General features: G+C 69.4%; 14 protein-coding genes and 1 pseudogene. 14 read left to right on the plus strand and 1 reads right to left on the minus strand.

Features of this window, described 5'->3' with window-relative positions; all coding sequences use genetic code 11:
• Positions 1-14: 14 nt before the first annotated feature.
• On the plus strand, positions 15-1,934 hold the full coding sequence (ftsH, locus tag ACQEVG_RS27920; RefSeq protein ID WP_432988729.1) for an ATP-dependent zinc metalloprotease FtsH: 1,920 nt from the start codon (positions 15-17) through the stop codon (positions 1,932-1,934).
• Positions 1,935-1,973: 39 nt separating this feature from the next.
• Here the strand turns inward: ftsH and ACQEVG_RS27925 are convergent, their stop codons facing one another.
• A complete protein-coding gene (locus tag ACQEVG_RS27925; RefSeq protein WP_432988731.1) occupies positions 1,974-2,816 on the minus strand; it encodes a class I SAM-dependent methyltransferase in 843 nt (280 codons plus the stop codon).
• A 211-nt stretch (positions 2,817-3,027) separates the two neighbouring features.
• Between ACQEVG_RS27925 and proS the strand changes: the two genes are divergently transcribed.
• The 13 genes and pseudogenes from proS (at position 3,028) to ACQEVG_RS27990 (ending at position 12,806) form a co-directional block, all read left to right on the plus strand.
• On the plus strand, positions 3,028-4,440 hold the full coding sequence (proS, locus tag ACQEVG_RS27930; RefSeq protein WP_432988733.1) for a proline--tRNA ligase: 1,413 nt from the start codon (positions 3,028-3,030) through the stop codon (positions 4,438-4,440).
• Between the two features lie 248 nt (positions 4,441-4,688).
• Positions 4,689-5,282 (plus strand): hypothetical protein, encoded by a 594-nt coding sequence (locus tag ACQEVG_RS27935; protein WP_432988735.1) that lies wholly within the window; start codon positions 4,689-4,691, stop codon positions 5,280-5,282.
• 262 nt (positions 5,283-5,544) lie between these two features.
• Complete coding sequence (rpsP, locus tag ACQEVG_RS27940; RefSeq protein ID WP_432988737.1) at positions 5,545-5,997, plus strand: 30S ribosomal protein S16; 453 nt, start codon at positions 5,545-5,547, stop codon at positions 5,995-5,997.
• Between the two features lie 2 nt (positions 5,998-5,999).
• Positions 6,000-6,239: an RNA-binding protein gene (locus ACQEVG_RS27945; protein ID WP_005311361.1), complete on the plus strand. Its 240-nt coding sequence runs from the start codon at positions 6,000-6,002 to the stop codon at positions 6,237-6,239.
• A gap of 111 nt (positions 6,240-6,350) precedes the next feature.
• Positions 6,351-6,896: a ribosome maturation factor RimM gene (rimM, locus tag ACQEVG_RS27950; RefSeq protein WP_432988740.1), complete on the plus strand. Its 546-nt coding sequence runs from the start codon at positions 6,351-6,353 to the stop codon at positions 6,894-6,896.
• Positions 6,896-7,717, plus strand: coding sequence for a tRNA (guanosine(37)-N1)-methyltransferase TrmD (gene trmD / locus ACQEVG_RS27955; protein WP_432988742.1), 822 nt, complete (start codon positions 6,896-6,898; stop codon positions 7,715-7,717). Before rimM ends, trmD begins: the two co-directional genes overlap by 1 nt.
• Before the next feature lie 131 nt (positions 7,718-7,848).
• On the plus strand, positions 7,849-8,199 hold the full coding sequence (gene rplS, locus ACQEVG_RS27960) for a 50S ribosomal protein L19 (protein WP_360875280.1): 351 nt from the start codon (positions 7,849-7,851) through the stop codon (positions 8,197-8,199).
• Positions 8,200-8,271: 72 nt separating this feature from the next.
• Complete coding sequence (lepB, locus tag ACQEVG_RS27965) at positions 8,272-9,084, plus strand: signal peptidase I (RefSeq protein WP_432988745.1); 813 nt, start codon at positions 8,272-8,274, stop codon at positions 9,082-9,084.
• Positions 9,077-10,133: pseudogene (gene lepB, locus ACQEVG_RS27970) on the plus strand (signal peptidase I); the annotation flags it as partial. The gene lepB (ACQEVG_RS27965) and the pseudogene lepB (ACQEVG_RS27970), both read left to right, overlap by 8 nt.
• Positions 10,051-11,007: a signal peptidase I gene (gene lepB / locus ACQEVG_RS27975; RefSeq protein WP_432992957.1), complete on the plus strand. Its 957-nt coding sequence runs from the start codon at positions 10,051-10,053 to the stop codon at positions 11,005-11,007. The pseudogene lepB (ACQEVG_RS27970) and the gene lepB (ACQEVG_RS27975), both read left to right, overlap by 83 nt.
• A 73-nt stretch (positions 11,008-11,080) precedes the next feature.
• The gene (gene lepB / locus ACQEVG_RS27980; protein WP_432988747.1) at positions 11,081-11,860 is read left to right on the plus strand and encodes a signal peptidase I; all 780 of its coding nucleotides are present in this window, start codon (positions 11,081-11,083) and stop codon (positions 11,858-11,860) included.
• Positions 11,861-11,966: 106 nt separating this feature from the next.
• On the plus strand, positions 11,967-12,443 hold the full coding sequence (locus ACQEVG_RS27985; protein ID WP_432992960.1) for an NUDIX hydrolase: 477 nt from the start codon (positions 11,967-11,969) through the stop codon (positions 12,441-12,443).
• A 54-nt stretch (positions 12,444-12,497) separates the two neighbouring features.
• A complete protein-coding gene (locus ACQEVG_RS27990) occupies positions 12,498-12,806 on the plus strand; it encodes a DUF2469 domain-containing protein (protein WP_055510545.1) in 309 nt (102 codons plus the stop codon).
• The last annotated feature ends 86 nt before the right edge of the window (positions 12,807-12,892 follow it).

The following is a 12,892-nucleotide window of genomic DNA, read 5'->3' on the forward strand; positions in this document are numbered from 1 at the left end:
CTTAACGTCCGGATATGAGCAACCCCGTGCCGCCGCGTGGGACCCCGGACAAGCCGTGGCGCTCCGAGGGTGCGCCGCCGTCCCCTGCGCCCGGGAAGAAGATGCCCGGCGGCTGGGTCGGACTGGCCCTTGCCGTGCTCGTCGTCTATCTGATCGCCAATCTGCTGCTGTCCGCCTTCAACGGCGGTGGTCAGCCGACCGTCCCGTACACGGAGTTCAGCAAGCAGGTCACGGCCGGGAACGTCTCGAAGATCTACGCCAAGGGCGGCACGATCCAGGGCGAGCTCAAGAAGGCGGCACCGCTCCCGGGTGGCAACGGCGACTACACCTCGTTCACGACCCAGCGTCCGGCCTTCGCCGACGACAAGCTCTGGGCCGAGCTGAGCAAGCACCAGGTCACCGTGACGGCCGAGCCGGTCGTCGTACAGCGCAGCCTCCTGTCCAATCTTCTGCTCTCGCTCGCGCCGACGGGGCTGCTGATCCTGCTGTGGGTGTTCTTCGCCCGGCGGATGGGCGCGTTGGCGGGCCCCGGAGCCTTCGGGCGCAGGGGACCGCCCAAGCCGGTCGAGGCCGAGCCGGGCAAGCGCACCACCTTCGACGACGTCGCCGGGATCGACGAGGTCAAGGGCGAGCTCAATGATCTCGTCGACTTCCTCAAGAACCCGCAGGCGTACCGGAGGATGGGCGCGAGGATGCCGGGCGGGGTACTGCTGGCAGGGCCGCCCGGGACCGGGAAGACGCTGATCGCGCGGGCAGTGGCGGGCGAGGGCGGAGTGCCGTTCTTCTCGGCGTCGGCCTCCGAGTTCATCGAGATGATCGTCGGCGTCGGGGCGAGCCGGGTCCGCGAACTCTTCGCCGAGGCGCGCAAGGTGGCGCCCGCGATCATCTTCATCGACGAGATCGACACGATCGGGCGCGCACGCGGCGCCGGCGCGGGTCTGGGCGGGCACGACGAGCGTGAGCTGACGTTCAACCAGATCCTCACCGAGATGGACGGCCTCAACGGCTCCGAGGGCGTGGTCATCCTGGCCGCGACCAACCGGGCCGACATCCTCGACCCCGCCCTGACCCGGCCCGGCCGCTTCGACCGCGTCGTCCGGGTCTCGCCGCCGGACAGGGACGGCCGGGAGGCCATCCTCAAGATCCACACCCGAGCCATGCCGCTCGCCAAGGACGTCGACCTGGGCGAGATGGCGGCTGCCACACCGGGGATGACGGGCGCGGATCTGGCCAGCCTGGCGAACGAGGCGGCACTTCGCGCGGTCAAACGCAAGCAGCCGGAGGTGGAGGTCACCCAGGCCGACTTCCGGGCCGCCCTGGAGAAGGTCCAGCTCGGCGCGGAGCGCCCGCTGGTCATGCCGGAGGAGGACCGCCGGCGCACCGCCTACCACGAGAGCGGCCACGCGCTGCTCGGCATGCTCCAGCCGGGGGCGGACCCGGTCCGCAAGGTCACGATCGTGCCGCGCGGCCGGGCGCTGGGCGTCACGCTCTCCACCCCCGACGCCGACAGGTACGCGTACACCGAGGAGTATCTGCGCGGCCGCATCACCGGCGCGCTGGGCGGCATGGCGGCCGAACACGTCGTCTTCAACGTCATCACGACGGGCTCGGAAAGCGACCTGGAGCAGGTCACCCACCTGGCCCGCGGCATGGTCGCCCGCTGGGGCATGAGCCAACGGGTCGGCCGCCTGACGGCGATCCCGAACGAGGCCCATCAGCCGTACGGCCTCTCGGCCGCGCCCGCGACGCTGGACGCGGTGGAGCACGAGATGCGGCGCATCGTGGACGAGTGCTACGAGAGCGCCTGCCGCCAACTCCGCGACAACCGCGACCGCCTGGACGCGCTGGCGCGGGCGCTGCTCGCCAACGAGACCCTGGACGAGCAGGCGGCGTACACCGCGGCGGGCGTCCCCCGTCCGGAGAAGGACGGGTAGGGGCTGCGGAACACGTGGGGCCTGTGGCGGGGGAGCGGCTCAGCGTGTGCGGGCGATCAGATAGCGGAACACGTTCGGCATCCAGACCGTCCCGTCCCGTCTCACATATGCCTGCAGCGCCTCGGTGATCTCCTTCTCCACCTGCCCCTGATCCGTCGCCCGTACCGCCGCCGCGTACAGCCCCGTCGACAGCAGCCCGCGCACCGCGCTGTCCAGGTCCGCGTAGCCGAAGGGGCACGCCACCCGGCCCGAGCCGTCGGGCTTCAGGTCCGCCTGGGCCGCGATGTCCTCCAGCTCGTCGCGCAGGGCCGCACGCCAGCCGCCGTTCGTGCGCAGGCGGTCCGTCAGGCGGCTCGCCACCCGCAGCGCCCCGGACGTGGCGCACCGTTCCGGCGGGCCCCAGCCCGTCAGGACCACCGCGCTGCCGTGCTCCGCAAGCTCGGCGGCCGCCGACAGCGCCGGTACGAGCCCGTCGGAGTCGCCCGCCGCACAGCCGATCGGCTGGAAGGCCGTGATCAAGTTGTACGGCGGCCGCGCCGGATTCGCCGCCGCCCCCGCGTCCCCCTCGACCAGCTCGACATCACCCCCGCCGCTCTCCTGCGGAGCCATCCGTTCCCGGGCCAGCGCCAGCCGCTCGCGGTCCGTGTCGCAGCCGGTCACGCGCGCACCGCGCGCCGCCGCGACCAGCAGCGCGAGACCGGACCCGCAGCCGAGTCCCATCAGCCGCGTCCCGGCGCCGATCTCCAGGCGGTCGTAGACCGCCTCATAGAGCGGTACCAGCATCCGCTCCTGGATCTCGGCCCAGTCACGGGCGCGTGCGCCCGTGACGGCCGGTGACGCGGATGCCGCGTGGGGTCGGTGCTGGACGAGCGTTGGTGTCATCGAAAGCGCCCCAATCCGCCAAGAGGTCAGCCGAGCTCCGAAGGACAGCCCCCCGTGTGCGTACGCCTGCGCGCTCCCCCGTATGCCAGAGAACTGCGCATGCGTCCCCGCGTCCAGGGGTTGAATGGCAATGCTTGCGTGCCTCTGTGTTACGGCCACGAGGCGCAGAGCGATTCACGTTACGTACCTGTATCGCCGTACGATGCGCGCCATGGCTAAGGCACCCGTTCTCACGCCCCAGGCGGAAGACTTCCCGCGCTGGTACCAGGACCTGATCAACAAGGCCGAGCTGGCGGACAACGGCCCGGTGCGCGGCACCATGGTCATCCGACCGTACGGATACGGCCTGTGGGAGCGGATGCAGCAGGAGATGGACGCCCGCATCAAGGACGCGGGTGCCCAGAACGCCTACTTCCCGCTCTTCATCCCACAGTCTTACCTGACACGGGAAGCTGAGCACGTCGAGGGCTTCGCACCCGAGCTCGCGGTGGTCACACACGGCGGCGGCAAGGAGCTCGAGGAGCCCGTCGTCGTACGCCCCACCTCCGAGACGATCATCAACGAATACTTCTCCAAGTGGGTGCAGAGTTACCGGGATCTGCCTCTTCTGATCAACCAGTGGGCCAACGTGGTCCGTTGGGAGATGCGCCCGCGCGTCTTCCTCCGTACGACGGAGTTCCTCTGGCAGGAGGGCCACACCGCCCACGCCACCTATGAGGACGCCCGCGACTACGCCGCCCACATCCACAAGAACGTCTACGCGGACTTCATGACCAATGTCCTCGGGATCGACGTGGTGCTCGGCCGCAAGACCCCCAGGGAGCGCTTCGCCGGCGCCATCAACACCCTCACGCTCGAAGGCATGATGGGCGACGGCAAGGCCCTGCAGATGGGCACGAGCCATGAGCTCGGCACCAACTTCTCCAAGGCCTTCAACACCACCTACCTGTCCAAGGACGGCAAGCAGGAGCTGGCGTGGCAGACCTCCTGGGGCACCTCCACCCGGATGGTCGGCGGCCTGATCATGTCGCACGGCGACGACAACGGACTGCGCGTCCCGCCGCGCCTCGCGGCCGTCCAGGTGGTCGTGATGGCCATCAAGGGCGACGAGGCCGTCGCCAAGGTCCGTGAGATCGGCGACCGGCTGAGGGCCGCGGGACTGCGCGTGCACATCGACGACCGCACCGACACCCCCTTCGGCCGCCGCGCGGTCGACTGGGAGCTCAAGGGCGTGCCGGTACGCATCGAGGTCGGCCCGCGCGACCTGGAGGCGGGCACCGCGATGCTGGCCCGCCGTATCCCCGGTGGCAAGGAGTCGGTCCGGATCGGCTCGCTGGCGGATCTGCTGCCCACGGTCCTCGAAGAGGACCAGGCGCAGCTGCTCGAGGAGTCGCGCGAGCGCCGTGAGTCGCGTACCAGCGAGGTGACGACGATCGAGGACGCCGCCGAGGCGGCTGTGGCCGGTGGCTGGGCGCGTATCCCCTGGTCGACGCTGGGCCAGGAGGGTGAGGCCAAGCTTGCCGAGCAGGCCGTGTCCGTACGGTGCCTGGTCGCCGAGGACGGGTCGGTGCCCGACGCCGACGACGCCCCCGGTACTGTCGCGATCGTGGCCCGCGCCTACTGACGCCCCGCCCGCGCCGGCCACAGGCGTGGCGGCCCCGTAATCGGGCAGCCGTCCCGGCGCGCGGACGTTGCCTACGCGCTGGGGCGTACGCGCCGCTACGTACCACCTTGGTGTGAGCTGCGAGGCTTCTCCACAGATCAGCGCACCCGCCCTCGTCGGGACGCATCAATGCCAACTGACGGGTACGTGCAAATTATTTGGGATGCCCCGGAATGGAACCCGCGAGCGCTTCGGCTCGTTATCACGACGTGAGCACGACACCACCTGTTCTCGCCGCAGAGCTGGCACAGGCGTGGGCCGATATTCAGCGGCACCACCCCGAGCTGCCGGATCTTGCCGCGCCCGAGTCCCTGATCGGAGAGTCCTCGTCCGCCTGCGGCGCCGAGCTCTCCTTCGAGCGACTGCTCCACGAGGCAGTCCACGGCATCGCCGCCGCCCGAGGTGTCCGTGACACCTCCCGCGCCGGCCGCTATCACAACCGCCGATTCCTGGCGATCGCCGAGGAGATGGGCCTGGACCACGCCGACGAGCCGCACCCCAGCAGCGGCTTCTCGCTGGTCACGCTCAATCCCGAGGCCAAGAGGCGGTACCGCCCCACCATCGAGAGACTCCAGCGCGCCCTCAAGGCGCACACGGCGGCGACGGCCTCCGACACCAAGCGCAGCTTCCGCGGGCCGGCCGCCCGGCACGGCTCGTCCGGCGGCGGAGTGCGGGTCAAGGCCGTCTGCGACTGCGGGCGCAATGTCCGGGTCGTACCCTCCGTCCTCGCGCAGGCTCCCATCGTCTGTGGCGGCTGCGGCAAGCCTTTCCGTATCCCGGAACCGGTCGCCGCGGCGAGCTGATGGTCCCCGCCCACGGCGTCGGGCCGTCGGCGGGGCGAAAAGCAGGTCACGGCTGACCCGGCCGCGTTCGCGAGGTGCTTCTTTGTGAACCGGTCGAGTGCAAGCCCGCCGCTGCCGTGTGGCACAATGGCTAGCTGTACTCGACAGCCGCACAGGAACCCTCTCGCCTCCGGCTGACGCGTCCATCGGGCACCCGAGTACCGCAACCCCACGTGGCATCTCGTTGTGCCCAACCACGTCAAGACCAGGAGACACCACTTCCGTGGCAGTCAAGATCAAGCTGAAGCGTCTGGGCAAGATCCGTTCGCCTCACTACCGCATCGTCGTCGCCGACTCCCGTACCCGCCGTGACGGCCGGGCCATCGAGGAGATCGGTCTGTACCACCCGGTGCAGAACCCCTCGCGCATCGAGGTCAACTCTGAGCGTGCGCAGTACTGGCTGTCCGTCGGCGCCCAGCCGACCGAGCCCGTCCTCGCGATCCTGAAGCTCACCGGTGACTGGCAGAAGCACAAGGGCCTGCCGGCCCCGGCGCCGCTGCTCGTCGCGGAGCCGAAGGACAAGCGCGCCGCGTTCGAGGCCTTCACCAAGGCCATCGAGGGTGACGAGCCGAAGGGTGAGGCGATCACCCCGAAGGCGAAGAAGTCCGACAAGAAGGCGGACGAGGCTGCTGAGACTGAGTCCTCGGCGTCCGCCGCTGAGTCGACCGAGGCCTGAGCATGCTCGAGGAGGCTCTCGAGCACCTCGTGAAGGGCATCGTCGACAACCCGGACGATGTGCAGGTCGCTTCGCGCAACCTGCGCCGCGGGCGTGTGCTCGAGGTCCGGGTCCACCCCGACGACCTCGGTAAGGTGATCGGCCGCAACGGCCGCACCGCGCGCGCCCTGCGCACCGTCGTGGGCGCCATCGGCGGCCGTGGCATCCGCGTCGACCTCGTCGATGTGGACCAGGTTCGCTGACACAGTCAGACGGGGGTCCGGGGGTCGCTCCCCGGATTCACGCAGCACCGGCTCGGGCCGGGGAAGGCCTACGGGCCCGCCCCGGCCCGTAGTCGTATCGAAGGAGAAAGCGTGCAGCTGGTAGTCGCGCGGATCGGCCGCGCCCACGGGATCAAGGGCGAGGTCACCGTCGAGGTGCGCACGGACGAGCCGGAGCTGCGGCTCGGGCCCGGCGCCGTACTCGCCACCGAGCCGGCGTCGGCGGGACCGCTGACGATCGAGACCGGCCGGGTGCACAGCGGCCGACTGCTGCTGCGCTTCGAGGGCGTACGCGACCGGAACGCCGCCGAGGCCCTGCGCAATACCCTCCTCATCGCCGAGGTCGACCCTCAGGCGCAGCCGGAGGACCCCGACGAGTACTACGACCACCAGCTGATGGACCTCGAGGTCGTCCTCGCGGACGGCACCGAGATCGGCCGGATCACCGAGATCTCGCATCTGCCCTCGCAGGATCTCTTCATCGTCGAGCGGCCCGACGGCAGCGAGGTGATGATCCCCTTCGTCGAGGAGATCGTGACCGAGATCGATCTTGCGGAGCAGCGCGCGGTCATCGACCCGCCGCCCGGCCTGATCGACGACAGCGAGGCGGAGGTCGCTTCGCCGAGGGACGAGAACTGATGCGGCTCGACGTCGTCACGATCTTCCCCGAGTACCTCGAACCGCTGAATGTCTCGCTCGTCGGCAAGGCACGCGCGCGTGGCCAGCTGGATGTCCATGTGCACGACCTGCGCCAGTGGACGTACGACCGGCACAACACCGTCGACGACACTCCCTACGGCGGCGGCCCCGGCATGGTCATGAAGACCGAGCCCTGGGGCGACGCGCTCGACGGCGTGCTGGCGAGCGGTTACGAGGCGGGAGCACACGGCCCCGTCCTGGTCGTCCCCACCCCCAGTGGGCGCCCCTTCACCCAGGAGCTCGCCGTGGAACTCTCCGAGCGACCGTGGCTGATCTTCACGCCGGCCCGCTACGAGGGCATCGATCGCCGGGTCATGGACGAGTACGCGACCCGGATGCCGGTGCATGAGGTGTCCATCGGCGATTACGTCCTGGCCGGCGGCGAGGCCGCCGTACTGGTGATCACGGAGGCCGTGGCCCGGCTGCTGCCGGGCGTCCTCGGCAATGCCGAGTCCCACCGGGACGACTCCTTCGCGCCCGGCGCGATGGCCAATCTGCTCGAGGGCCCCGTCTACACCAAGCCGCCCGAGTGGCGCGGGCGCGCCATTCCGGAGGTGCTGATCAGCGGGCACCACGGGAAGATCGCGCGCTGGCGGCGGGACGAGGCACTGCGCCGTACCGCCGTCAACCGGCCGGACCTGATTGAGCGTTGTGACCCCGGCGCCTTCGACAAGAAGGACCGGGAGATGCTCTCGATCCTGGGCTGGGCGCCGGAGCCGGGCGGCCGATTTTGGCGCAGGCCCCAGCGCGTGGAAGAATAGGCCGCTGCTGTGCGTCCGGTCGGCGCCCCTGCCACAGGGGGAACGACGCCCGCTCGACGCGGACAGCACCCCGAACCTCATCTCGATCATTCCGCCGATGACCTGTGGCATCGGCGAGGAAGCAGACCACCATGTCTCACCTGCTCGACAACGTCAACGCGGCTTCGCTGCGCGGCGACCTTCCCGCCTTCCGTCCCGGCGACACCGTGAACGTCCACGTGCGCGTCATCGAGGGCAACCGCTCGCGTATCCAGCAGTTCAAGGGCGTTGTCATCCGCCGCCAGGGCTCGGGCATCAGCGAGACCTTCACGGTCCGCAAGGTCTCCTTCTCCGTCGGCGTCGAGCGCACCTTCCCGGTGCACAGCCCGATCTTCGAGAAGATCGAGCTCGTCACCCGCGGTGACGTCCGTCGTGCGAAGCTGTACTACCTGCGTGACCTGCGCGGCAAGGCTGCCAAGATCAAGGAGAAGCGCGACAACTGAGCTCCGGCTCACACTCGCGCGCAGCTTCGTCTTAACCGCAGTCATAGGGCGGCCGGATAGGCTCTGCCCTCGATGGACACCGAAGCGAAGCACACCGAGCGCGACCGCTCTTCCGCCCCTGAAGCCGGGGATGAGGGAGAGGGGTCGCGCTCTGTGCGTTCTTCGCGCCGCTCAGGACGCTTCGGTGACCTGGGTACACGTCTCTCCGGGATGTCGCTGCGCAGGGCCGGGCTGCTCGGCGTGGCCTGCACCCTGCTCGTGCTGCTCTTCAGCCACTTCGTGATACAGCCCTTCCAGATCCCCAGCAGTTCCATGGAGCCCACCCTTGAGGTCGGGGACCGGGTGCTGGTGAACAAGCTGGCGTACCGTTTCGGTTCGGAGCCCGAGCGCGGGGACGTCGTCGTGTTCGACGGCACGGGATCCTTCGTACGAGAGGGACTTGAGGAGAATCCGGTCAGCTCCCTGACGCGCGGTGTGTTCGCGGCGCTGGGGCTGGCCGAGCCCGCCGAGACCGACTTCGTCAAGCGCGTGGTCGGCGTCGGCGGTGACCGGGTGGTCTGCTGTGACAAGGGGGGCAGGGTCGAGGTGAACGGCGTAGCCGTCGACGAGAGATATCTCCATCCCGCCGACGTCCCCTCAGAGGTCCCCTTCGACATCGTCGTCCCCCAGGGCACGCTGTGGGTCATGGGAGACCACCGGAGCAACTCCCGTGACTCCCGCGACCATCTCGGGGAGCCGGGCGGTGGCATGGTGCCCGTGGACAAGGTGATCGGCCGCGCGGACTGGATCGGCTGGCCGATCGGCCGCTGGACCTCCCTGGAGCACCCAGGCGCCTTCTCCCGCGTACCGGAGGCGGAGCGAATGCCGGGCGGCGCCCATGGGTAACCGAGGGCGTCGTGCGAGCCACCGGGCGGACACCCGGCTGCCGACCGGGACCCGGCCGACGGACGGCGCCCGGACGCTGCCCGGACGCGCCGAGCGGCGGAGGCTCGCACAGAAGGTCAAGCGGAAGCGCCGCCGGTCGGCCGTGAAGGAGATACCTCTCCTGATCACCGTGGCGCTGATGATCGCGCTGGTTCTGAAGACCTTCCTGGTGCAGGCCTTTGTGATCCCGTCCGGCTCGATGGAGCAGACGATACGAATCCAGGACCGCGTCCTGGTGGACAAGCTCACCCCGTGGTTCGGCTCGAAGCCGCAGCGCGGGGACGTCGTCGTGTTCAACGACCCCGGCGGCTGGCTGCCGCCGAGTGAGCAGCAGAAGGAAGACCCGATCGTCGTCAAGCAGGTCAAGCAGGGGCTGACCTTCATCGGGCTGCTGCCTTCGGACGACGAGCAGGACCTGATCAAGCGGGTGGTCGCGGTCGGCGGCGACACCGTCAAGTGCTGCGACAAGGACGGCCGGGTCACCGTCAACGGCGTACCTCTCATCGAGCCGTATCTGAACCCCGGAAACGTTCCCTCGACGCTGAAGTTCGAGGTCAAGGTGCCCACCGGGCGGATCTTCGTGATGGGGGACCACCGGTCCAACTCCGCGGACTCGCGTTTCCACCTCGACGAGACGGACCACGGCACCGTCTCGGAGGAGCAGGTCGTCGGGCGCGCGGTCGTCATCGCCTGGCCGATCGGCCACTGGCGCAAACTCGAAGAGCCGGACACGTACGCCTCCGTCCCCAACGGGCGCGCCGGGTCGACCGCGGCACTCCCCCTGTCGAATAGGGTGTCTCTTCAGGATCTGAACGGAATGATCCTGCTCCCGAGCCCTGCGGAACTCCCGCTCGTTATGGGAGTGGTGGGCCTGCGCCGTCTTCGGGGCAGGCGGTTCGCACGGAGTGAGGAGTGGATGTGGGGGATGTGGCCGTCGGCGCACGATCCGGACACGACGATCCGGAGGAGAGGCCGGGGAAACTCGCCGAGTCACCCGCAGCCGTGACGGACGATTCAGCGACGCAGACACCGGGGACGGCGGGAACCATGGACGCCGAGCACACTCAGGACGATTCTTCGGAGGACGGTTCGTCCGAGAGCAGTGGTACGGGACAGAAGAAGCAGCGATCCTTCTGGAAGGAACTGCCGCTCCTGATCGGTATCGCGCTGCTTCTCGCGCTCCTCATCAAGACCTTCCTGGTGCAGGCGTTCTCGATCCCCTCGGACTCGATGCAGAACACTCTGCAGCGGGGCGACCGGGTGCTGGTCGACAAGCTCACCCCGTGGTTCGGTTCGGAGCCCGCGCGCGGCGAGGTCGTCGTCTTCCACGACCCGGGCGGCTGGCTGGAGGGCGAGCCCACCCCGAACACGAACGCTGTGCAGGACTTCCTCAGCTTCATCGGCCTGATGCCGTCGGCCGAGGAGAAGGACCTGATCAAGCGGACGATCGCGGTCGCCGGCGACACGGTGGAGTGCAAGAAGGGCGGTCCGGTCAAGGTCAACGGCAAGGCGCTCGACGAGCCGTACATCTTCCCCGGCAGCACCCCCTGTGACGACCAGCCCTTCGGACCCTTCAAGGTGCCGAAGGACCGGATCTGGGTGATGGGCGACAATCGTCAGAACTCCCGTGACTCCCGCTACCACATGGAGGACGTGAACGGCGGCTTCGTACCGGTCGACAAGGTCGTCGGACGCGCTGTCGTGGTGGCCTGGCCGCTCAACCGCTGGGCGACGCTGCCGATTCCCGACACCTTCGACCAGCCGGGGATCAACGCCGCCGCTGCCGCCGCCTCGGCCGCTCCGATGGCGATGGGTGTCGCGGGCGCGCTGCCGATCGTGCTCTGGCGCAGGAGGAGGCTGACCTCCGGGCGTACCGCCGGGTAGGGTGCCGTCCCAGATCGCCGATCCCCGGGGCTGGATTCCCGGGGACCGAATCTCCGAAGTGGGGAGCGCTGGGATGAGCGGAAATGGACGTACGGAAGACGGCCGCGGCCGGCTCGGCAATGCGTTGTCGGGTCTGGCCGTGGCGGTCGGCTGTGTGCTCTTCCTCGGCGGGTTCATCTGGGGGGCCGTGGTCTACCAGCCGTACACCGTGCCGACCGACTCGATGACCCCGACCGTGAGGGCGGGGGACCGGGTGCTGGCGGAGCGGATAGACGGCGACCAGGTGCGGCGCGGGGACATCGTGGTCTTCCGCGACAAGCAGTGGGGCGACATGCCGATGGTGAAGCGCGTGGTCGGCGTGGGCGGCGACAGGATCGCCTGCTGCGGCGAGGGCGGCAGGCTCACCGTCAACGACAAGGCGATCGAGGAACCGTATCTGCTCAAGAAGGGGCCCGCTTCGAACACCTTCACGGCGACCGTGCCCGAGGGGCAGCTGTTCCTGCTCGGCGACGAACGCATGGGCTCGCTGGACTCCCGCGTACACCTGCAGGACCCCGGGCACGGGTCGGTGCCGCGCTCGGCCGTGGAAGCGCGGCTGGACGCCGTGGCATGGCCCCTGGACGGCGGCCTGGTGGCGCGGCCCGAGGGATTCGCGGCGCTGCCGGGCGGGGTGTCACAGCCGGGTCCGGTGAAGCTGATCGTCGGGTCGGTGGCGGTCGGGGCCGTATTGATCGTCGGGGGTGCGGCGTACGGGCCGCTCGCGCGGCGGCTGTCCCGGAAGGCGGGCAGGGCGTCGGACGGCGGTGGACGCGGGAGCGCCGGGCGCGGGACGGCGGCGGCCGGTGTCGGCTGAGGGCCGTGAGCGTGGGGTCGGTGAGGCCCCGGGCCGTGAGCGTGGAGCCGGCGAGACCCGGGGCCGTGAGCGTGGAGCCGACGAGGCCCCGGGACGTGAGAGCGGGCTGCGGAGGGTCGCCCGGGTCGTACTGCTCGATCCGCAGAACCGCATTTTGCTGATGCAGGGGTACGAGCCCGAGGACCCGGCCGACCGCTGGTGGTTCACGCCGGGCGGGGGCCTGGAGGGCGACGAGACCCGGGAGGAGGCCGCGCTGCGCGAGCTGGCCGAGGAGACCGGGATCACCGAGGTGGAACTGGGCCCGGTGCTGTGGCGGCGGACCTGCTCGTTTCCCTTCGACGGACGGCGCTGGGACCAGGACGAGTGGTACTTCCTGGCACGTACGGCACAGACGGCGACCGCCCCGAGCGGGCTGACGGAGCTGGAGCGGCGCAGTGTCTCGGGGCTGAGGTGGTGGACCTCCGCCGAACTGTCGGCGGCCCGTGAGACGGTGTATCCGACCAGGCTCGCCGAGCTGCTGCGCACGCTGCTCGACGAGGGTCCTCCGCGTACGCCGGTGGTCCTGGCCCCAGAAATCGTCTAGGGGACATGAGGCTGGCGCACAATGGGGGGACGCACGGCTGAAGGGGAACATGCCATGAGCGCCGAGGACCTCGAGAAGTACGAGACCGAGATGGAGCTGAAGCTCTACCGGGAGTACCGAGACGTCGTCGGGCTGTTCAAATATGTGATCGAGACCGAGCGTCGCTTCTACCTCACCAATGACTACGAGATGCAGGTGCACTCGGTGCAGGGCGAGGTCTTTTTCGAAGTCTCGATGGCGGACGCGTGGGTCTGGGACATGTACCGACCCGCCAGGTTCGTCAAGCAGGTGCGGGTGCTGACATTCAAGGACGTGAACATCGAGGAGCTCAACAAGAGCGATCTCGAACTTCCGAGCAGCTGAGCCTCGGGTGACTGAGTTATCCACAATGCATGGGTTGTCCACCAAGATCCACTAGCGGAGAGCTGAAGCGTCACAGTCGGTGCCGG

The sequence above is a fragment of the Streptomyces sp. CA-135486 genome, from assembly GCF_050936555.1.
In the GTDB taxonomy this organism is placed as follows: domain Bacteria; phylum Actinomycetota; class Actinomycetes; order Streptomycetales; family Streptomycetaceae; genus Streptomyces.

Excerpts from the sequence above, each read along its gene's own strand:
- ftsH (WP_432988729.1), top strand. The coding sequence starts at position 15 with ATGAGCAACCCCGTGCCGCCGCGTGGGACCCCGGACAAGCCGTGGCGC.
- ACQEVG_RS27925 (WP_432988731.1), bottom strand. The coding sequence starts at position 2,816 with ATGACACCAACGCTCGTCCAGCACCGACCCCACGCGGCATCCGCGTCA.
- proS (WP_432988733.1), top strand. The coding sequence starts at position 3,028 with ATGGCTAAGGCACCCGTTCTCACGCCCCAGGCGGAAGACTTCCCGCGC.
- ACQEVG_RS27945 (WP_005311361.1), top strand. The coding sequence starts at position 6,000 with ATGCTCGAGGAGGCTCTCGAGCACCTCGTGAAGGGCATCGTCGACAAC.
- trmD (WP_432988742.1), top strand. The coding sequence starts at position 6,896 with ATGCGGCTCGACGTCGTCACGATCTTCCCCGAGTACCTCGAACCGCTG.
- rplS (WP_360875280.1), top strand. The coding sequence starts at position 7,849 with ATGTCTCACCTGCTCGACAACGTCAACGCGGCTTCGCTGCGCGGCGAC.
- lepB (WP_432988745.1), top strand. The coding sequence starts at position 8,272 with ATGGACACCGAAGCGAAGCACACCGAGCGCGACCGCTCTTCCGCCCCT.
- lepB (WP_432988747.1), top strand. The coding sequence starts at position 11,081 with ATGAGCGGAAATGGACGTACGGAAGACGGCCGCGGCCGGCTCGGCAAT.
- ACQEVG_RS27990 (WP_055510545.1), top strand. The coding sequence starts at position 12,498 with ATGAGCGCCGAGGACCTCGAGAAGTACGAGACCGAGATGGAGCTGAAG.